Source organism: Bacillus massilinigeriensis (assembly GCF_900117315.1).
Lineage (GTDB): Bacteria > Bacillota > Bacilli > Bacillales > Cytobacillaceae > Bacillus_BE > Bacillus_BE massilionigeriensis.
Genome location: NZ_LT630337.1, coordinates 4131079 through 4150918, shown reverse-complemented (window position 1 = coordinate 4150918; position 19840 = coordinate 4131079). Strand labels below are relative to the sequence as shown.

The following is a 19840-nucleotide window of genomic DNA, read 5'->3' as shown; positions in this document are numbered from 1 at the left end:
AGGAGGAATTAACGGTTGAAGAAGCGAATATTTTTAGCAATTGGTATAATTTTCATGATGGCATTTTTGTCGGGATGTACAGAGGTTAATAAACCGATTACTGCAAAAAGTGAAGGATTTTGGAATGAATTTATTGTCTATCCACTCTCTCAATTAATTATTAAAACAGCTGATATTTTGGGTGGGAGTTTTGGATTATCACTCATTGTAGTAACCATTATTATCAGGCTTGTTATTTTGCCATTAATGATTAAACAAACAAGAAGCTCGAAGGCTATGCAAGCCATTCAACCTGAATTGCAAAGACTTAAAGAAAAATATAGTTCCAAGGATCAAAAAACCCAAGAAAAGTTACAGCAGGAAACAATGGCTTTATTTCAAAAACATGGAATTAATCCATTAGCTGGTTGTTTTCCACTGCTTATTCAAATGCCAATCTTAATTGGTTTTTATCATGCAATTTCAAGAACAGAAATAATTAAAACCCAAGACTTTTTATGGTTTGATTTGGGCTCACCGGATCCTATTTATTTGCTGCCACTTATTGCGGGTATCACCACCTATATTCAACAAAAAATTACGATGGCTGGCACAGCAAATGACAACCCTCAAATGAAGATGATGCTCTATGTTATGCCAATCATGATTATTGTCTTTGCAATAAGTTTTCCAGCTGCCCTCTCTTTATATTGGGTAGTAGGGAATATCTTTATGATTATTCAAACCTTATTAATTAAAGGACCGGAAGTGAAAACAACAGCAACCGGTAAAGCGGGAGGAGCAAAAAAGTGAAACAAATAACTGCGAATGGACAAACCGTCGAGGAAGCAGTACAGTCGGCTTTAGCTCAACTTAAAACAACGAAGGAAAAAACAGAAGTAACCGTCATTGATGAAGGTAAGAAGGGACTTTTTGGAATCTTTGGTTCAAGACCAGCTATTGTAAAAGTTACGGTAAAAATAGATCCTATTGAGGAAGCAAAACAGTTTTTATTAAGTGTTGTTGAAAAAATGGGATCAACTATCGAAATTGAAGTGATTAAAAATGGCCGTGATGTTCAATTTATTATGTCAGGGCAAAAAATTGCCCTTTTAATTGGAAAAAGGGGACAAACATTAAACTCGTTACAATATTTAACTCAGCTAGTTATTAATAGACATTCTGATCAATATATCAATGTCATTCTTGATGCAGAGGATTACCGCAAAAGAAGAAATGAAACCTTGATTAAATTAGCTGATCGCTTAGCTCAAAAGTCTATTAAAACTGGAAAAACTGTTACTCTTGAACCAATGCCATCTTATGAAAGAAAAGTCATTCATACTGCATTAATGAATAATTCCCGAGTAAAAACCTACTCCGACGGATATGAGCCAAATCGACATATAGTAATATCACCAGTAAAATAAGCGAAAAAACTCCAATATGAAACTATTGGAGTTTTTTTTTGTCCCTTTTTATACTTTTTTTAAGACCTCAATACATTCCATTGTTAATATTCTGCGCCTTTATTGTTATTCACATGTGGATAAGTTAAAATAGAATTTATCTAAAATAAATGTGGATAACTATAAAGAGAAGGTAACTTTCTTTTTAATAAAAAAAACTTGTGATATTCTAAGAATTTGAATAATCCGGATATAAATTGATCCTAGATATATTTTTTTGAGTGAAGGAAAAGAAGGAGGAAATTTGCTTGAAGTTTGACACAATTGCAGCCATTTCCACTCCGATGGGTGAAGGAGCAATAGCCATCGTTCGATTAAGTGGAGATCAAGCTGTAGAGATTGCAAATAAGCTTTTTCGAGGGGTAAAAGGGAAAAGATTAATAGATGTCGATTCCCATACAATAAATTATGGACATATCATTGATCCAAAGACTGGTGAAGTAGCAGAAGAGGTAATGGTTTCTGTGATGAGGGGACCAAAAACCTTTACTACGGAGGATGTAATTGAAATAAATTGCCATGGAGGGTTAGTATCAGTTAATAGAGTTCTTCAACTCGCATTAATTGCTGGTGCTAGACTAGCCGAACCAGGTGAGTTTACTAAACGTGCTTTTCTCAATGGGAGAATAGATTTATCGCAAGCGGAAGCTGTGATGGATTTAATTCGTGCTAAGACAGACCGGGCTATGAATGTCGCATTAGGTCAAATGGAAGGAAGACTTTCAAACCTTATACGCAGACTTCGCCAGGAGATCCTTGAAACGCTAGCCCATGTGGAAGTAAATATTGATTATCCTGAGTATGATGATGTAGAAGAAATGACACATAAGCTATTATTAGAAAAAGCAACGATGATACGAGAAGAAATAATAAAGATATTACGAACCTCTGAACAGGGGAAAATTCTTCGTGAAGGATTATCAACTGTGATTATTGGGAGACCAAATGTAGGAAAATCCTCCTTGTTAAACAGCTTAGTTCATGAAAATAAGGCTATTGTTACGGATATTCCTGGAACAACTAGGGATGTCATCGAGGAATATGTTAATGTTCGTGGAGTCCCTCTCAGATTATTAGATACAGCTGGAATAAGAGAAACAGAAGATATAGTTGAACGCATTGGAGTAGAGAGATCGCGTCAAGTTTTAAAAGAAGCAGATCTTATTCTCCTTGTTTTAAATAGCTCTGAAGAATTGACAAAGGAAGATGAAAAATTATTCGAAGCGGTAGAAGGCTTTGATGTAATTGTAATTATTAATAAAACAGATCTTCCAAAGAAAATTGATCTTAATCGTGTTAAACAATTAACGGGGAAAAACAAGTTATTGACAACCTCTTTATTAGAGGATCAAGGAATTGATGAGCTGGAAGACGCCATTGCTTCTTTATACTTTCAAGGTTCAATTGAAGCAGGGGACATGACTTACGTTTCCAATAGCCGACATATTGCTCTACTAAATGGAGCACTTCAATCCATAGAAGATGCCCTTCAAGGGGTGGAATCTGGTATCCCGATAGACATGGTACAAATTGATTTAACAAGAACATGGGAACTACTTGGGGAAATTATTGGGGATAGTGTCCATGAAAGCTTAATTGATCAGTTGTTTTCACAATTTTGTTTAGGAAAGTAGTGTATGAGTAAGACATTTTAAGGAGGCAGCATTATGCAATATGAAGCTGGATACTATGACGTAATCGTTATTGGTGCTGGGCACGCAGGCTGTGAGGCAGGACTCGCTGCGGCAAGACAAGGTGCAAAGACATTAATGATTACGATTAATTTAGATATGGTTGCCTTTATGCCATGTAATCCATCTGTCGGTGGTCCTGCTAAAGGAATTGTTGTTAGAGAAATTGATGCCCTTGGTGGAGAAATGGGCAAAAATATTGATAAAACATACATTCAAATGCGCATGCTTAATACCGGAAAAGGCCCTGCGGTAAGAGCGTTAAGGGCCCAAGCGGACAAGCTAATGTATCAAAACGAAATGAAAAATACAATGGAGAAAGAGCCAAATCTAACCTTAATTCAGGGAATGGTGGAGCAGTTAATTGTCGAGGATAATGTATGTAAAGGGGTAATCACTAAAACTGGAGCGGTTTATTATTCAAAAACAGTGGTTATTACAACAGGAACCTTCCTTCGAGGGGAAATCATTATCGGCGATTTAAAATACTCTAGTGGTCCGAATAATCAGCAACCATCAATTAAACTCTCAGAGCATTTAGAGGAATTAGGTTTTGATTTAGTTCGTTTTAAAACAGGAACTCCTCCACGTGTGAACAGTCATACGATTGATTATAGTAAAACAGAAATACAGCCAGGTGACGATGTCCCTCGTGCGTTTTCTTATGAAACAACAAAATATATTACAGATCAGCTTCCATGTTGGTTAACCTATACAACTGAAAAAACACATGAAATAATTAATCAAAACCTTTACCGCTCACCTATGTATTCTGGAATGATTAAAGGAACAGGGCCACGTTATTGTCCATCCATAGAAGATAAGGTCGTTCGCTTTAATGATAAACCAAGACATCAAATTTTCTTAGAGCCAGAGGGAAGACATACTCAAGAGGTTTACGTTCAAGGTTTATCAACGAGTCTACCTGAGGAGGTTCAACATCAAATCCTTAAGTCTGTCCCTGGACTAGAAAATGCCCAAATGATGAGAGCAGGCTACGCCATTGAGTATGATGCCGTGGTACCAACTCAGCTATGGCCAACTCTTGAAACAAAGAATGTAAAAAATTTATATACAGCTGGTCAAATAAATGGTACATCTGGTTACGAGGAAGCGGCTGGTCAAGGGTTAATGGCTGGAATCAATGCAGGGAGAAAGGCATTAGGTGAAGAAGAAGTCATTTTAAGTCGTTCTGATGCCTATATTGGTGTCTTAATTGATGATCTTGTTACCAAAGGTACAAACGAGCCATATCGTTTGTTAACCTCTAGAGCGGAATACCGTTTACTTTTACGTCACGATAATGCGGATTTACGCTTGACGGAAATTGGTCATAAAGTAGGTTTAATCAATGAAGAGCGTTATCAAGGATTTATTAATAAAAAAGATAAAATTGAGCAGGAAAAGAAAAGACTGGCATCCATTATTTTAAAACCAACCAATGACGTTCAGGAATTAATTAAAAGCCAAGGTGGAAGCGAATTAAAGGATGGAATTCGAGCATCGGATTTATTAAAACGACCTGAAATGAACTACAGTCATATAGAAAAACTAGCTCCAAGTGAAATTGAATTAGATGAGGAAATAAAAGAGCAGGTTGAAATCCAAATTAAGTATGATGGATATATTGAAAAATCACTTCAACAAGTTGAACGTTTGAAGAAAATGGAGAGCAAGAAAATACCAGAAAATATAGATTATGATGCAATATCTGGTCTTGCATCAGAAGCAAGGCAAAAGCTAAAACAAGTTAGTCCGTTATCAATTGCACAAGCCTCTCGTATTTCTGGAGTGAATCCTGCGGATATTTCCATTTTACTTGTGTATTTAGAGCAAGGCAAAATAGCCCGCGTTTCAAATACAACGAATGAAGGATGATTAATATTAATGAATATTGAACAATTTATAAGCATGTTGGAGGAGAAGGGCATTTCCCTTTCTTCCCAGCAGTTAGAACAATTTGAAGCCTACTATCAGCTATTGGTTGAATGGAATGAAAAAATGAATTTAACAGCGATAACGGAAAGGTCGGAAGTATATTTAAAGCATTTTTATGACTCCATTTCAGCGGCCTTTTATTTTGATTTCAATCAACCATTACATATATGCGATGTTGGAGCGGGGGCAGGGTTTCCGAGTATACCTATCAAAATAGCCTTTCCACATTTAAAGGTAACAATCGTAGACTCTTTAAATAAAAGAATTCATTTTCTCGAAAATTTAGCAACAGAATTGAATTTAGAAAATGTTCGTTTTATCCATGATCGTGCAGAAACATTTGGACAAAAACAAGAAAATCGTGAATTTTATGATGTAGTGACAGCACGTGCAGTTGCAAGAATGTCTGTATTAAGTGAGTTATGTCTTCCACTAGTAAAAATCGGTGGAACCTTTATTGCAATGAAGGCTGCAAGTGCAAAGGAGGAACTTGATTCTGCCAAAAAGGCAATTTCAATTCTTGGTGGGAAATTACAAGAAATAAATTCCTTTAAACTTCCTATCGAAGAAAGTGAAAGAAATATATTAATCATTCAAAAGGAAAAGAAAACACAAAAAAAATATCCTCGTAAACCGGGGATGCCTAATAAGATGCCTATAGAATAGAGTACCTTTTTTGGAAAAAATGTGGCATAATTTTAGTAGAATCGAAATCTGTGTAAAAAATAAACAATAGATAGATAAGATGCAGGATATTGCCGTTTTACAGGGAATATTTTATTAGGGAGTTCATAAAGGTGGTGCTGGGGAATGAAGCAAACTTTCTCACGCTTTTTTGGGTTGAGTGAAAAAGAGTCACAGGATTCGCAAGCTGAATTTGAACAACAAGAAGATCAGTTGAACTTAGATCATAAAGAGAATCATGAAGAGGTACGTAGGATTCCAATTGATAGTATCGTTCCAAACCGTTTCCAGCCAAGAACGGTCTTTGACGATGATAAGATTGAAGAATTATCACGAACAATCCATATACATGGAATCATTCAACCTATTGTTGTCAGGGAGTTTGAAAAGGATAAGTTCGAAATTATTGCTGGTGAACGCAGATGGCGTGCGATGAAGAAGCTTGGTTGGGAAGAGGTCCCAGCAATTGTAAAAAATTTAACAGATACAGAAACAGCCTCAGTTGCATTAATTGAAAATCTTCAACGTGAAGAATTATCTCCAATTGAAGAAGCAATTGCTTATGGGAAATTGTTAGAGCTTCATAATTTAACTCAGGAGGCATTAGCTCAACGATTAGGAAAGGGTCAATCAACTGTTGCCAATAAGCTGCGCCTGTTAAAGCTTCCTAGTGAAGTACAGGATGCCTTATTAAACAAGAAAATCACGGAAAGACATGCGAGATCATTAATTCCTTTAAAAGATCCAGAAAAACAGATAAAATTATTAAATGATATTATTGAAAAAGGTTATAATGTGAAGCAAACGGAGGATCAGGTTGTAAAATTACTTGAAACTCCAAATAAAAAGCCAAAGCCTAAGAGAAAGGCATTTAGCAAGGATATGAGAATTGCTGTAAACACAATACGTCAATCTCTTTCGATGGTAACAGATAGTGGCATTAAATTAGATTCTGCCGAAGAAGAGTTTGATGAATATTATCAATTCACTATTAAAATTCCAAAGAAGAAATAGATCGATGATCAAATGAGAAATTAAACAACAAGTTTAGTTTCTCTTATTTTTTGTCTGACTTTAAGTAGATTAATAATTTATTGGTAATTAGAAGAAAAAATTTATTACCATGTGTTTTTCATGATAAAATAGAATACATGACTGCTATAATAATAAATTTAATAGATTGAATTGGAAATGAAGGTAGGTGAAATCGTGGGCAAAATTATTGCAATTGCTAACCAAAAGGGTGGAGTCGGAAAAACAACAACTTCTGTCAATTTAGGCGCTTGTTTAGCTTACATAGGAAAGAAGGTATTATTGGTCGATATTGATCCTCAGGGAAATGCTACTAGCGGTGCGGGGCTTGATAAGGCAGATGTCGATCAATGCATCTATGATGTTCTTGTAGATGATGTCGAAGCAATTAATGTCATAAAACCATCAGCAGTAGAGAACCTCTATGTGATTCCGGCGACCATACAATTGGCTGGAGCAGAAATTGAACTTGTCCCGACGATATCAAGAGAGGTGCGTTTGAAACGTGCATTAGAAGAGGTAAAAAAAGATTTTGACTTCATAATAATAGACTGCCCACCATCTCTTGGCTTATTAACTCTAAATGCATTAACAGCTTCAGATTCTGTGATGATACCTGTCCAATGTGAATATTATGCTTTAGAAGGTTTAAGTCAGCTTTTAAATACCGTTCGATTAGTTCAAAAACACTTAAACAAGGATTTAAGAATTGAAGGTGTTTTATTGACTATGCTTGATGCTCGAACGAATCTAGGTATTCAAGTTATAGAGGAAGTAAAGAAATATTTTCAAGATAAAGTATATAAAACAGTGATTCCACGTAATATTCGTCTAAGTGAAGCTCCAAGTCATGGGCAACCAATTATTATTTACGACCCAAAATCAAGAGGAGCTGAAGTATATTTAGATTTGGCAAAGGAAGTGGTTGTGAATGGCTAAAGGCTTAGGTAAAGGATTAAATGCTTTTTTTGCTAATATGGATGCGGAAAAGGAAGAAATAGTCCAAGAGGTAAAAATCAAAGAGCTTCGACCCAATCCCTATCAACCACGAAAATACTTTGAAAAAGAGGCTATAGAAGAATTAAAACAATCGATTATTGAACATGGAATTCTTCAGCCAATTATTGTGAGGAAGAGCATTAAAGGCTATGAGATTGTTGTTGGAGAAAGAAGATTCCGAGCTGCTAAAGAGGCAAAATTAGTTACAGTACCGGTAGTCGTTCGAGAATTATCAGAAAAGCAAATGATGGAATTAGCTGTGTTGGAAAATCTCCAACGTGAGGATTTAACTCCTATTGAAGAAGCGGGCGCCTATCAGCTACTAATCGAGAAGCTTAATGTAACCCAGGAAGAGCTGGCAAAACGATTAGGAAAAAGCAGACCACATATTGCGAACCATATACGTCTATTATCCTTACCTACTAATATTCAGGAGCTTATTTCAAATGGAAAGATTACCATGGGTCATGGACGTGCTCTACTAGGACTTAAACAAAAAGAAAAGCTACCTTTACTAGTTGAAAAAATATTAAGAGAAAATCTTAATGTTCGCCAATTGGAGCAATTAATACAGCAACTGAATGAACAACATGTTTCACGTGAAACAAAGAAGCCTAAAAAGGAAAAGGATGTTTTTCTTAAGGAACAGGAGTCATACCTACGTGAACGTTTTGGTACAACCGTTCATATAAAGCAATCGAAAAATAAAGGGAAAATTGAAATAGAATTTTTCTCTAAGGACGATTTAGAAAGAATTCTAGAATTATTAGAACGTCAATCCTCTTAAGCCATCTATCATTGGGTGGTTTATTTTTTTGTTTTAAGAGAACTAGGACTCTATTAAAATCGAATATTTCGTGCTACATTAATTATTAAAATGTTTTTAATCCTATATAAAAAGAATAAAGGTGAAATGGGATGGCTTTATTAGGTACTATAGTAAACGGTTTATTAATTGTCATTGGAACATTATTAGGAAAATTACTACATCGGATTCCTGAGAGTATTAAGGGAACAGTCATGTACGGCATTGGTTTATCGGTAATGGTACTTGGCTTACAAATGGGAATTAAAAGTGAAAACTTTTTAATCGTAATTTTAAGTTTAGTTTTCGGTGCAGTAATTGGTGAAATACTAGCATTAGAGGATAAATTGAATACCCTAGGAGAATGGTTAGAAGAAAGAATAGGATCCAATGGCCAAAGCAGTATTTCACAAGGTTTTGTCTCAGCTACTCTCATCTTTGTCATTGGGGCTATGGCGATTATTGGTGCTTTAGATAGTGGAATTAGAGGAGATCATGATGTACTTTATACAAAGGCAATTATTGACGGATTTACAGCATTAATTTTAACAACTACTTTAGGAATAGGAGTCATTTTTTCTGCTGTACCAGTTGTCATCTATGAGGGGATAATAGCTCTTTTTGCGACAAAAATAGATCAAATTGTTCCGAAAGAACTGATGGATCAATTTATTGTGGAAATGACAGCTACAGGCGGAGTAATGATTTTTGCTATCGGATTGAATTTAATTGGGCTTACAAAAATTCGTGTGGCCAACTTACTTCCTGGAATTATTGTTACAGGAATAATTGTTAGTTTCATGTATTTTATTAATGCTTATATGTAAAAAATATAATTAGGAAGTTTAATAAAAAATGCATTATGCTATTTTTTTTACAGTTAGGATGAATCATACTTTTCAGTTGCAACTTTAGCATTCGTTTGTTCATTGGAGTAAAAAAATTAAGTGATTTTTTCTTGATCCCAATCAATATTTAGATTCGACCAACCTTGTTTTGGTTTATACATTAAATTCGCTTTATATATCCCATTGGCTATTGCTTTTGCCATATTTAAGACTAAGCTCAGCCTGGTGTTTTGGAGAACGAAAAACTCCATAAATCCACTAACATTTACGATTCCTGTAATATGAATATTTCCAACAGAGGGTAATTCCTTATTTACTCCAGCACCTGGTTTTACTGGTCCTTCACCTAATTGAATATATCCTACACTTTTTAACCGTCCGAGGCAGGCGTCAATCCCTATGATAAATGGATTAAAGTGAAGATTCATGATTTCATTAAGCTTTTCCTCTAAATTGACTGCGTGGATTGGATTATCAAGTGTCCCATATATATGGAATGAAGAAATCGATTTATCGGATAACAAGGTACCTACTAGTGGCCCTAACGAATCCCCTGTGGATCGATCTGTCCCTATACAAACAAATACAATGGGTCTAGAATGAATTCCCTTTGGAAGCATTTCAAGTAGTTCACTTGCTAGTTTACTTGATACACCGCTTTCCTCATGGTTAAACCTAGTTTCACCATTATTATTTTTACTCTCAAAGAAATTAGGTTTTAGATTCATTCGTTACACTCCCTCGCCATAGTAGTAACAGTATACGGAAAATTTTCCAAATGTATACATGCTATTTTTGTGAAACAGATAAAAATAATAGTCTTTATTATATGGGGCAGATGAGAATTGGATTGTTTTCTCAATGTGAACGAAACCAAAAACTTCAAAGGAATTCAATTTCTTGTTAAAATGAAAGTAATTCGACTTTAGTGGGAGAAGAAGGTGTGTGTAAATGAATTACGTAGAAAGGCTATTATCAAAATTGGCAACAAAACTAACGAGTGAAGACTTTTGGATAGATGTTGGAGAGGGAATATTAAAAATTATTGCTATCCTAATAGCCGCTAAGATTATTATTAAACTTGGAAAATTGGTGATTGAGAATATCTTTAAGGTAAGATCGCATTCACCCTTAAGAATATCTGAACGTAGGGACGCAACATTAAGTAAACTATTAAAAAGTATTCTAACCTATGCAATATATTTTATTGCATTGGTTATGATATTATCGATTTTTGATATAGATGTTAAAGCCTTGCTTGCTGGGGCCGGGATTGTTGGACTTGCAGTAGGGTTCGGAGCTCAAAGTTTGGTTAAGGATATTATAACGGGCTTTTTCATTATCTTTGAAGATCAATTCTCTGTAGGAGATTTTATTCAAATTGGAAATTTTGAAGGAGTCGTAGAAAGCATTGGCTTGAAGACAACAAAGGTGAAAAGTTGGACTGGAGAGGTCCATATTATTCCGAATGGAAACATAACGGAAGTGACTAATTTTTCTCTTCATAATAGCTTGGCTATAGTTGATGTCAATGTTCCTTATGAAGGGGATATTAATGAGGTGGAACGGGTCCTAGAGGAGTTATTAAAGGGGCTGGAGGATAAATATGAGGAAATGGTTTCTCCTCCTGAGCTTTTAGGAATTCAAAGCTTCGGGGCGTCTGAAATAGTACTAAGAATCGTTGCAGAGACCTTACCAATGCAGCATGCTTATATTGCAAGAATGCTCAGAAAGGAAATTAAGCTCTGTCTAGATGAACATGGGATTGAAATCCCACTACCACGCCTTGTCATGTATTCTCGTAATGAAAAAGAGCAACAATCATTTAAAAAATTTGATACTCATTAGGAGGGGTCTCTTTGGAGGAGAAAGAATTTGGACTAAATGATATTGTTGAAATGAAAAAACAACATCCTTGTGGTACAAATCGCTGGAAAATCATTCGAATGGGTATGGATATACGCTTAAAATGCGAGGGATGTGGCCATAGTGTTTTAATTCCCCGAAAAGAATTTACACGAAAAATGAAGAAAATACTTGTGAAGCATGAGGGATAACTTCTGCTTCTTTTTTCTTAATTTATTTCTAAGATGGAGTGAGCTAGCATGGGGGAAATTTATCGATCGGCATGTCCGTTGAATTGCTGGGATAGCTGTGGTTTTCAGGTAGAGGTAGAGGATGGAAAGGTTATTAAGGTAGAGGGAGACCCAAACCATCCTATTACGAAGGGGAAAATATGTGGGCGAGGAAGAATGCTCGTCAATCGAACCAACTCACCTGAGCGCTTGCTTTATCCTTTGAAGAAAATAAATGGTAACTTTCAACAAATTTCATGGAAACAAGCTTTACAGGAAATAGCAGATAAATTGCTACAACTAAAAAAGGCCTATGGCACAACATCTGTTTTGCATAGTCATGACTACGCTAATGGAGGATTGTTAAAAAATCTCGATCAGCGTTTTTTTAATTGCTACGGTGGAGTTACTGAGTTGACAGGTTCCTTGTGTTGGGGTTCGGGGATTGAGGCTCAAGTCTGGGATTTCGGAGATGCCTATAGCCATGCACCGACTGATATCCTTCATAGTAAAAATATTGTGGTTTGGGGGAGAAATGTTGCTAGAACCAACATGCATCTATTTCAATTTCTTCAAACTGCCAAGAAAAATGGAGCAAAGCTTTATGTGATTGATCCAATATATCATGCGACAGCTAAACTAGCCCATAAGCATATTTCAGTTAAACCTGGAATGGATGGATTATTAGCTGCAGGGATTATGATGGAAATATTGAGATTAAATTTAGAAGATCAAGACTTTATCAAAAGTCACTCCACAGGTTTTGAGGATTTGCAAAACCTATTAGATTCAGTTTCAATAGATTATTTGAGCAAAGTAACAGAGGTTCCAATGGAAATCATGACGGAACTAGCAATTACTTATAACGATAGACCTACCTCAACGATGATGGGATTAGGAATGCAACGGTATAATAACGGCGGAAATACAATTAGGCTGATTGATTCATTAGTAGCAATGAGTGGGAATATTGGAATAGAAGGCGGAGGGGCGAACTTTGCCAATAAGCAAGTTGGACAAAGCTTTGATATCGATTCCTTAGCAAAGCTAGATAGAATACAGGAATCCAGAACCTTTACTATGATGAAACAGGCAGAAGGAATTTTAACTGCTAAAGACCCGGAAATAAAGATGATTATTGTTTCTTGTGGAAACCCGTTAGCCCAAGTCCCTAATACAACTGAAGTAAAGGAGGCCTTTACCTCAGTTGATACTCTTGTTGTAATTGATCAATTTATGACCGATACGGCAAAACTAGCAGACTATGTATTGCCAACAACAACTGTTTTTGAAGAGGAGGAGGTTTATTACTCTTCCATGTATCATCATTATGTAAATTATGGACCCAAATTAGTTGAGGCTCCAGGTGAAGCAAAATCTGACTTATGGATTTGGACCGAGCTAGCAAAACGATTAGGCTTTGGGGATGACTTTCTGTTTTCTAGAGAACAATGGATTGAAATGGGTTTTCAGAAACTTAAGACAAAGGGATTACAATTTGAAGACTTAAAAAAAGATTTTCATATGGAGCTTCCTGTTGAACCCATACCCTGGAAGGATCGGAAATTTATGACTCCTAGTGGGAGATATGAATTTACCTCCAATATGGCAATACAAAAGGGCTATAATGGTCAATTACAGCTATCATTACCAAGAGAGTCCATATGGTCAAATCCTAATCTATCTAATCGTTACCCATATTCATTATTAACTATTCACCCAATGAGATCGAATCACTCACAGCATTATCACCTTTTTGAAAAAGAACCAAAGGTAAAAATAGAGATTTCACAAGACATTGCTGAAACGCTAGGGTTAAAAGATAATGATTATGCAAGAGTCTGGAATGACCGAGGAGAAATAAAAGGGTATATCCAAGTGATGAAGCACATTCACTCTAATACAATAAATATCGATGAGGGAATTTGGGAAAGATTTGGTGGCACGGTTAACCAGCTAACCTCTAGTAGCGAATCTGATAATCATCTCGGAAGTACTTTGTATGACTGCCTAGTAAATATAGAAAAAATAACAGAAGAAGGGTGAAAGGCTGCTTTTTTCAGAGCAGCCTTTCACTTGAATAAATATAATTTTAAGTGATATTGAAACAGGGGTTGACTTGTCTTTTCTTATTCGAATCTCTATAATTGTGAGAGGCTGAAAACTTTATTATAAATTGTAAATAAAACAACATGAATGAAATAGATACTTTATTAGAGGAGTGAAGAAACGGATGGCTTTAACAGCAGGGATTGTGGGTTTACCAAATGTTGGTAAATCAACATTATTTAATGCAATTACACAAGCGGGAGCGGAATCAGCAAACTATCCATTTTGTACGATTGATCCAAATGTTGGGGTGGTAGAGGTACCCGATGAACGTCTACAAAAATTAACAGAGTTGGTACAACCAAAGAAAACAGTTCCAACCACCTTTGAATTTACAGATATTGCAGGAATTGTAAAGGGAGCGAGTAAAGGGGAAGGTCTAGGTAATAAATTTTTATCTCATATTCGTGAAGTGGATGCTATTTGTCAGGTAGTCCGTTGTTTTGAAGATGAAAATATTACCCATGTTGCCGGTAAGGTTGATCCGATTGACGATATTGAAACCATCAATTTGGAGTTAATCTTAGCGGATTTGGAATCTGTTGAAAAACGGATTGGACGCGTTGAAAAGTTAGCGAAACAAAAAGATAAAGAGGCAATGGTCGAGCTTGAGGCTCTAGAAAAATTAAAAGCGGCATTTGAATCAGATATGCCTGCCCGTACGGTTGAATTTACAGACGAGCAATTGAAGGTTGTCAAGGGATTACACTTATTAACAATCAAACCTGTTTTATATGTAGCGAATGTTGGAGAAGATGATGTGGCAGATCCTTCAGGAAATCCATATGTCAAGCTTGTTAAAGAATATGCAGCCAAAGACAATGCAGAAGTAATTATTGTCTGTGCAAAGATTGAATCTGAGATTGCGGAGCTAGAAGGGGAAGAAAAGCAAATGTTCCTCGAAGAGCTTGGAATTGAAGAGTCTGGATTGGACCAACTAATCCGTGCCTCTTATGATTTATTAGGGTTAGCAACTTATTTCACAGCTGGGGTACAAGAAGTACGTGCATGGACCTTCCGTAAAGGAATGAAGGCACCTCAATGTGCTGGTATCATTCACTCAGACTTTGAAAGAGGATTTATTCGTGCTGAAACGGTTTCCTATGAAGACCTATTAGCTGCTGGCTCTATGGTGGCTGCAAGAGAGGCTGGCAAGGTCCGTTTAGAAGGAAAAGAATATGAAGTTAAAGATGGAGATGTTATGCATTTCCGATTTAATGTATAATTTCTAGACTTTGCCTAAGATGTTTCTTGCTTTTAATTATCCTGCGTGATATAATTTTAACCTGTGAGTAATGATAAATTGCTCCTTGCCCTACGTGGGCCGTTAGACCAAAAGGAGGTGAACGTGATGAGAGCGTACGAAATTATGTACATCATCCGCCCAAATATTGAAGATGAGGCTAAAAAATCATTAGTTGAGCGTTTCAACAACATCTTAACTGATAATGGTGCGGAATTAAATGAAGCAAAAGAATGGGGAAAACGCCGTCTTGCTTACGAAATCAATGATTTCCGTGATGGTTACTACCAACTTCTAAAAGTTAATGCTGAACCAGCTGCGGTAGAAGAATTCTCTCGTTTAGCAAAAATCAGCGAAGACATCATTCGCCATATCGTTATTAAAGAAGAAGAATAATAATTTCGATAGATAGAATCCTTCTATATGTTTCACGTGGAACATTATTAGAAGAAAGGAGTTGGTTCTGATGATGAATCGTGTTGTTCTTGTAGGTCGATTAACTAGAGACCCAGAACTCAGATATACACCAAATGGAGTACCTGTTGCTTCATTTACACTTGCAGTGAATCGTAGTTTTACGAATCAGCAAGGAGAAAGAGAAGCGGATTTTATAAACTGTGTTGTTTGGAGAAAACCAGCTGAGAATGTTGCAAACTACTTGAAAAAGGGAAGTCTTGCCGGAGTAGATGGGCGTATTCAAACACGAAGTTATGAAGGACAAGATGGGAAGCGCGTGTACGTTACTGAAGTTTTAGCTGAAAGTGTACAATTTCTCGAACCAAAAAATGCTTCCGGCGGAAACGGCGGAAATTTTGGAGGGCAGAGAACGCAAGATTTTTCATTTGGAAACAGCAATCAGAATCAACACCAACAACCAAATAAAAACAATCAGGGTTATACCCGTGTTGATGAAGATCCATTTGCAAATGACGGCCAAATCGATATTTCAGATGATGATCTACCATTCTAACATATACAAATTGAACGTTTAATAATAAAACTAAATAATAGAGGAGGGAAATTGAAATGGCAGGAGGACGCAGAGGAGGACGTGCAAAACGTCGTAAAGTTTGCTACTTCACAGCAAACGGTATTACTCATATCGATTATAAAGATGTAGATCTTCTTAAAAAATTCATTTCAGAGCGTGGTAAAATTCTACCTCGTCGTGTAACTGGAACAAGCGCAAAATATCAACGTAAATTAACGATTGCTATTAAACGTGCTCGTCAAATGGCATTATTACCATATGTTTCAGGTGAATAAGTATAAAAAAAGACATCAATTTGTTTGATGTCTTTTTTTATACCAGTTCAAACTATTGAACCTTCAAAAAGTTGAACATACTGGTATTACTAGCTAAAATAGGTTTAGAGAGAGGTGAAAGAATGAAGAATGTAAATAGGTTGACTTATGGAGCAATCCTATTGGCTATTTTTGCTGTAATCCTTTTAATTACCCTATATATACCTGTTATTGGGGTAATAATGAATTTATTTTTACCGCTCCCTTTTATTATGTTCGCTGGTAAAAATGATAATAAAAGCTCTTTTGTTTTTTTTATCGCCTCCATTTTTATTTCATTAATTGTTGGTACTCTTTTTGCGATTCCGTTTACTCTTGCAAGTGGTATGACGGGATTGATTATGGGGATTTTAATAAGGGAAGGAAAAGGTAGGTTTCATGTGTTCATTATTGGAACTCTAGTCTTCTTATTAAATTTAGTGGGTACCTATATTATTTCCATTGTTTTCTTTGAAGTAAACTTTATTAAGGACTCCATGAATTTACTCAGAGACTCCTTCCAAAGTTCAATGAAGTTGTTAGATTCTCTAGGTCAAAATCCTAATGATAGCCTGGCTAAACAATTTGAGACATCAATGAATATGCTAGAAACCTTAATTCCAAGTATATTTGTCGTTGCTTCTTTAATGATGGTTTTTCTTATTGAATTAGTAAATACCCCAATAGCAAAAAGATTTGGCATCCAGATAAAAAATTGGGAGCCTTTTAGAAATATTAGTTTACCAAGAAGTATTATTTGGTATTATTTATTGACCTTGTTACTTTCATTGATCTTAAAGCCTGATATTGGAAGCTTCGTATATACAGCATTAATGAATATAAGCTTTATTTTACAATTTTTATTATTAATACAAGGTCTTTCCTTTATTTATTATTATAGTCATATTAAAGGATGGTCAAAAATTGTACCTGTAATTGTAACAATTATCCTGTTCTTTATTCCGATAGTTCTTTATATTGTGCGGATATTAGGTATAATTGATTTAGGATTTGATTTGAGAAAGAGAATGGAAAAAAATCCTTAATCATTTCACTACTGTTTGGGAGCTGAAAATATGCCTTCGTATTTAGAAAAGAGGTCCATTCGCAATCCTATCTACGGATTGATGGCCATAACAGTGGTGTTCCTTGGAACAATAGCCTATTTTAATTGGATATTAAGTATCATAGGATTAATTATTGTTATTCCTCTATATTATTATTTATTTTCGATTGTCTCTAAAAAAAGTAAAGAAACAGAAGAGTATATTTCCACTTTATCCTATCGCATAAAAAGAGTCGGTGAAGAGGCTCTTATGGAAATGCCAATTGGAATTATGCTAATAAACGACGAATTATATATTGAATGGACAAACCCTTATTTAACATCTTGCTTCAATGAAGAGAGCTTGGTTGGCAGATCTTTATACGATATTGCTGAAGCTATCGTTGCCATAGTAAAACAAGAGGTTGAGTCAGAGGTCATTAATCTATTTGATCGTAAATATAAGGTATTACATAGGAAAGAGGAGCGTCTACTCTACTTTTTTGATGTAACAGAACAGACGAAAATAGAAAAGCTTTATCAAGAAGAACGGACAGTCATTTCAATTATTTTCTTAGATAACTATGATGAATTAACCCAAGGAATGGATGATCAAACTCGAAGTAGTTTAAATAGTCTTGTTACTTCTATTTTGAATGCTTGGGCTCAAGAAAACGGTGTTTTTCTTAAAAGGGTATCGTCTGAACGATTTATTGCAGTTTATAATGAACAAATTTTAAAACACCTAGAGAGTGGAAAGTTTGCCATTTTGGATGAGGTACGTGAAACGACATCAAAGCAAAATGTGCCATTAACACTAAGCATTGGGGTTGGCACCGGAGTATCCTCTCTTCCTGAGCTAGGGACTTTAGCCCAGTCAAGCTTAGATTTGGCTCTTGGCCGAGGCGGAGACCAGGTGGCAATCAAGCTAGCAAATGGAAAGGTGAAGTTTTACGGTGGCAAAACCAATCCAGTAGAAAAACGTACTAGAGTACGTGCTCGAGTCATTTCACACGCTCTTAAAGATATTGTAAAAGAGAGTGGGAAGGTAATGATTATGGGCCACAAAAACCCCGATATGGACGCAATAGGTGCTTCTATTGGGATTTTGAAGGTTGCTCAGATGAATCAACGCGAAGGTTACATAGTTGTAAATCTACAGGAAATTGACACTGGTGTAAAACGACTTATGGGGGAAATCCGAAAAAATGAGGATTTGTTTTCAAGGTTTATTTCACCTGAGGAAGCATTGGAAATTGCCACAGACGATACATTGCTGGTCATTGTTGATACTCATAAGCCTTCAATGGTCATTGAAGAAAAACTATTAAATCGAATTGAAAAGGTAGTGGTTATTGATCACCATCGACGTGGTGAGGACTTCATTGAGAATCCATTACTAGTTTATATGGAGCCTTATGCATCCTCGACAGCAGAATTAGTAACAGAATTGTTGGAATACCAACCAAAGCGAGGAAAAATTGAAATGCTTGAGGCTACTGCCCTTTTGGCAGGGATTATTGTAGATACTAAAAGCTTTACACTACGGACTGGTGCAAGAACATTTGATGCTGCCTCATATCTGCGTGCACAAGGTGCAGATACTATTCTTGTTCAAAAGTTTTTAAAAGAGGACTTCAATACTTATTTGAAACGTTCGAGAATAATTGAAAATGTTTATTTTTATCATGATGGAATTGCTATCGCAAAAGGTAACCAGGATGAATTATGTGATCAAGTTCTTATTGCACAAACAGCAGATATCCTGTTAACCATGGATAGTGTGGTAGCTTCATTTGTCATATCTGCCCGTTCAGGAGGAATGGTTGGGATCAGTGCAAGGTCATTAGGTGACATCAATGTTCAAGTGATTATGGAATCCCTTGGTGGTGGGGGCCATTTATCGAACGCAGCTACTCAATTGATGGATTTAACTGTAGATGAAGCAGAGATTTGGCTGAAAAAAGCAATAGATGATTATTTGGAAGGGAGAAAAAAAGAATGAAAGTAATCTTTTTAAAGGATGTTAAAGGAAAAGGTAAAAAAGGAGATATAAAAAATGTTGCAGATGGCTATGCACAAAACTTTCTTATCAAGCAAGGGCTGGCCATTGAAGCAAACTCCTCTAATATAAGTTCATTGAATGCTCAAAAGAAAAAAGAAGAAAAAATGGCCGCACAAGAATTGGCAGATGCAAAAAAATTAAAAGAAGAAATTGAAAAAATTACTGTTGAACTATCCGCAAAGGCTGGGGAAGGTGGCCGTTTATTCGGATCTATCACTAGTAAACAAATTGCTGAAGAGCTTCAGAAAAAGCATGGGATTAAAATCGATAAAAGAAAAATTGAACTAGAGGATGCTATTCGTGCTCTAGGATATACAAAGGTTCCTGTTAAGCTTCATACAGAAGTAAATGCCACATTAAATGTTCATGTAAAAGAAGTAAACTAAATTTGGAAGTACCAATTTGAAAATTACATGTTAAAATAAAGTAGTTAACAAAATGTGATCGATTATTGCGGTCACATTTTTTCTACTGGATAAAAACTTGGTGTTTTAAAGTTTTTATTTCTCTACTTAAATAGAATTGTTTTAATATATTAATAGACTTAATTTATTTGATAAAAATGATCCTCTAA

The 19840-nt window shown here is 35.7% G+C and carries 20 protein-coding genes; 19 read left to right on the top strand and 1 reads right to left on the bottom strand.

Translation table 11 applies throughout. From position 1 onward, the window contains the following. Window positions 1-15: 15 nt before the first annotated feature. The 9 genes from spoIIIJ (at window position 16) to BQ6100_RS20390 (ending at window position 9424) form a co-directional block, all read left to right on the top strand. Entirely contained in the window at window positions 16-792 is a 777-nt protein-coding gene (gene spoIIIJ / locus BQ6100_RS20430; RefSeq protein ID WP_075983365.1) for a YidC family membrane integrase SpoIIIJ, read from the top strand. Then, on the top strand, window positions 789-1409 hold the full coding sequence (jag, locus tag BQ6100_RS20425; protein WP_075983364.1) for an RNA-binding cell elongation regulator Jag/EloR: 621 nt from the start codon (window positions 789-791) through the stop codon (window positions 1407-1409). Before spoIIIJ ends, jag begins: the two co-directional genes overlap by 4 nt. A 287-nt stretch (window positions 1410-1696) precedes the next feature. After that, window positions 1697-3082 carry a tRNA uridine-5-carboxymethylaminomethyl(34) synthesis GTPase MnmE gene (gene mnmE, locus BQ6100_RS20420; RefSeq protein WP_075983363.1) on the top strand — a complete coding sequence of 462 codons (1386 nt, stop codon included), beginning with the start codon at window positions 1697-1699 and terminating at the stop codon, window positions 3080-3082. A gap of 33 nt (window positions 3083-3115) precedes the next feature. After that, the gene (mnmG, locus tag BQ6100_RS20415; RefSeq protein ID WP_075983362.1) at window positions 3116-5017 is read left to right on the top strand and encodes a tRNA uridine-5-carboxymethylaminomethyl(34) synthesis enzyme MnmG; all 1902 of its coding nucleotides are present in this window, start codon (window positions 3116-3118) and stop codon (window positions 5015-5017) included. Between the two features lie 9 nt (window positions 5018-5026). Then, window positions 5027-5743, top strand: a complete 717-nt coding sequence (gene rsmG / locus BQ6100_RS20410; protein WP_075983361.1) for a 16S rRNA (guanine(527)-N(7))-methyltransferase RsmG — start codon at window positions 5027-5029, stop codon at window positions 5741-5743. A 144-nt stretch (window positions 5744-5887) separates the two neighbouring features. Further along, window positions 5888-6775 (top strand): nucleoid occlusion protein, encoded by an 888-nt coding sequence (noc, locus tag BQ6100_RS20405; protein WP_075983360.1) that lies wholly within the window; start codon window positions 5888-5890, stop codon window positions 6773-6775. Between the two features lie 195 nt (window positions 6776-6970). After that, window positions 6971-7732, top strand: coding sequence for a ParA family protein (locus BQ6100_RS20400; protein ID WP_075983653.1), 762 nt, complete (start codon window positions 6971-6973; stop codon window positions 7730-7732). After that, window positions 7725-8579, top strand: a complete 855-nt coding sequence (locus BQ6100_RS20395) for a ParB/RepB/Spo0J family partition protein (protein ID WP_075983359.1) — start codon at window positions 7725-7727, stop codon at window positions 8577-8579. The genes BQ6100_RS20400 and BQ6100_RS20395 overlap by 8 nt, the downstream gene beginning before the upstream one ends. A 131-nt stretch (window positions 8580-8710) precedes the next feature. Then, the gene (locus BQ6100_RS20390; protein WP_075983358.1) at window positions 8711-9424 is read left to right on the top strand and encodes a DUF554 domain-containing protein; all 714 of its coding nucleotides are present in this window, start codon (window positions 8711-8713) and stop codon (window positions 9422-9424) included. A gap of 116 nt (window positions 9425-9540) precedes the next feature. Here the strand turns inward: BQ6100_RS20390 and yyaC are convergent, their stop codons facing one another. Continuing rightward, window positions 9541-10173, bottom strand: a complete 633-nt coding sequence (yyaC, locus tag BQ6100_RS20385) for a spore protease YyaC (RefSeq protein ID WP_075983357.1) — start codon at window positions 10171-10173, stop codon at window positions 9541-9543. Window positions 10174-10396: 223 nt separating this feature from the next. Between yyaC and BQ6100_RS20380 the strand changes: the two genes are divergently transcribed. From BQ6100_RS20380 to rplI, 10 genes are all read left to right on the top strand, one after another. Further along, on the top strand, window positions 10397-11293 hold the full coding sequence (locus BQ6100_RS20380; RefSeq protein WP_075983356.1) for a mechanosensitive ion channel family protein: 897 nt from the start codon (window positions 10397-10399) through the stop codon (window positions 11291-11293). Between the two features lie 11 nt (window positions 11294-11304). Next, the gene (locus tag BQ6100_RS20375) at window positions 11305-11502 is read left to right on the top strand and encodes a DUF951 domain-containing protein (RefSeq protein ID WP_075983355.1); all 198 of its coding nucleotides are present in this window, start codon (window positions 11305-11307) and stop codon (window positions 11500-11502) included. Window positions 11503-11550: 48 nt separating this feature from the next. Then, the gene (locus tag BQ6100_RS20370; RefSeq protein ID WP_075983354.1) at window positions 11551-13566 is read left to right on the top strand and encodes a molybdopterin-dependent oxidoreductase; all 2016 of its coding nucleotides are present in this window, start codon (window positions 11551-11553) and stop codon (window positions 13564-13566) included. 187 nt (window positions 13567-13753) lie between these two features. After that, window positions 13754-14854, top strand: a complete 1101-nt coding sequence (gene ychF / locus BQ6100_RS20365) for a redox-regulated ATPase YchF (RefSeq protein ID WP_075983353.1) — start codon at window positions 13754-13756, stop codon at window positions 14852-14854. 126 nt (window positions 14855-14980) lie between these two features. Beyond that, on the top strand, window positions 14981-15268 hold the full coding sequence (rpsF, locus tag BQ6100_RS20360; protein ID WP_075983352.1) for a 30S ribosomal protein S6: 288 nt from the start codon (window positions 14981-14983) through the stop codon (window positions 15266-15268). A gap of 70 nt (window positions 15269-15338) precedes the next feature. Further along, window positions 15339-15842: a single-stranded DNA-binding protein gene (gene ssb, locus BQ6100_RS20355; protein WP_075983351.1), complete on the top strand. Its 504-nt coding sequence runs from the start codon at window positions 15339-15341 to the stop codon at window positions 15840-15842. Window positions 15843-15898: 56 nt separating this feature from the next. Then, the gene (gene rpsR, locus BQ6100_RS20350) at window positions 15899-16138 is read left to right on the top strand and encodes a 30S ribosomal protein S18 (protein WP_075983350.1); all 240 of its coding nucleotides are present in this window, start codon (window positions 15899-15901) and stop codon (window positions 16136-16138) included. Between the two features lie 122 nt (window positions 16139-16260). Beyond that, complete coding sequence (locus BQ6100_RS20345; RefSeq protein ID WP_075983349.1) at window positions 16261-17202, top strand: YybS family protein; 942 nt, start codon at window positions 16261-16263, stop codon at window positions 17200-17202. Between the two features lie 30 nt (window positions 17203-17232). Then, complete coding sequence (locus BQ6100_RS20340; protein WP_075983348.1) at window positions 17233-19206, top strand: DHH family phosphoesterase; 1974 nt, start codon at window positions 17233-17235, stop codon at window positions 19204-19206. Next, entirely contained in the window at window positions 19203-19652 is a 450-nt protein-coding gene (gene rplI / locus BQ6100_RS20335) for a 50S ribosomal protein L9 (protein WP_075983347.1), read from the top strand. The genes BQ6100_RS20340 and rplI overlap by 4 nt, the downstream gene beginning before the upstream one ends. Window positions 19653-19840: the final 188 nt, after the last annotated feature.

Excerpts from the sequence above, each read along its gene's own strand:
- rpsF (WP_075983352.1), top strand. The coding sequence starts at position 14,981 with ATGAGAGCGTACGAAATTATGTACATCATCCGCCCAAATATTGAAGAT.
- ychF (WP_075983353.1), top strand. The coding sequence starts at position 13,754 with ATGGCTTTAACAGCAGGGATTGTGGGTTTACCAAATGTTGGTAAATCA.
- ssb (WP_075983351.1), top strand. The coding sequence starts at position 15,339 with ATGATGAATCGTGTTGTTCTTGTAGGTCGATTAACTAGAGACCCAGAA.
- BQ6100_RS20340 (WP_075983348.1), top strand. The coding sequence starts at position 17,233 with ATGCCTTCGTATTTAGAAAAGAGGTCCATTCGCAATCCTATCTACGGA.
- BQ6100_RS20345 (WP_075983349.1), top strand. The coding sequence starts at position 16,261 with ATGAAGAATGTAAATAGGTTGACTTATGGAGCAATCCTATTGGCTATT.
- rplI (WP_075983347.1), top strand. The coding sequence starts at position 19,203 with ATGAAAGTAATCTTTTTAAAGGATGTTAAAGGAAAAGGTAAAAAAGGA.
- yyaC (WP_075983357.1), bottom strand. The coding sequence starts at position 10,173 with ATGAATCTAAAACCTAATTTCTTTGAGAGTAAAAATAATAATGGTGAA.
- BQ6100_RS20395 (WP_075983359.1), top strand. The coding sequence starts at position 7,725 with ATGGCTAAAGGCTTAGGTAAAGGATTAAATGCTTTTTTTGCTAATATG.
- noc (WP_075983360.1), top strand. The coding sequence starts at position 5,888 with ATGAAGCAAACTTTCTCACGCTTTTTTGGGTTGAGTGAAAAAGAGTCA.
- BQ6100_RS20370 (WP_075983354.1), top strand. The coding sequence starts at position 11,551 with ATGGGGGAAATTTATCGATCGGCATGTCCGTTGAATTGCTGGGATAGC.
- mnmG (WP_075983362.1), top strand. The coding sequence starts at position 3,116 with ATGCAATATGAAGCTGGATACTATGACGTAATCGTTATTGGTGCTGGG.
- BQ6100_RS20380 (WP_075983356.1), top strand. The coding sequence starts at position 10,397 with ATGAATTACGTAGAAAGGCTATTATCAAAATTGGCAACAAAACTAACG.
- rsmG (WP_075983361.1), top strand. The coding sequence starts at position 5,027 with ATGAATATTGAACAATTTATAAGCATGTTGGAGGAGAAGGGCATTTCC.
- rpsR (WP_075983350.1), top strand. The coding sequence starts at position 15,899 with ATGGCAGGAGGACGCAGAGGAGGACGTGCAAAACGTCGTAAAGTTTGC.
- BQ6100_RS20390 (WP_075983358.1), top strand. The coding sequence starts at position 8,711 with ATGGCTTTATTAGGTACTATAGTAAACGGTTTATTAATTGTCATTGGA.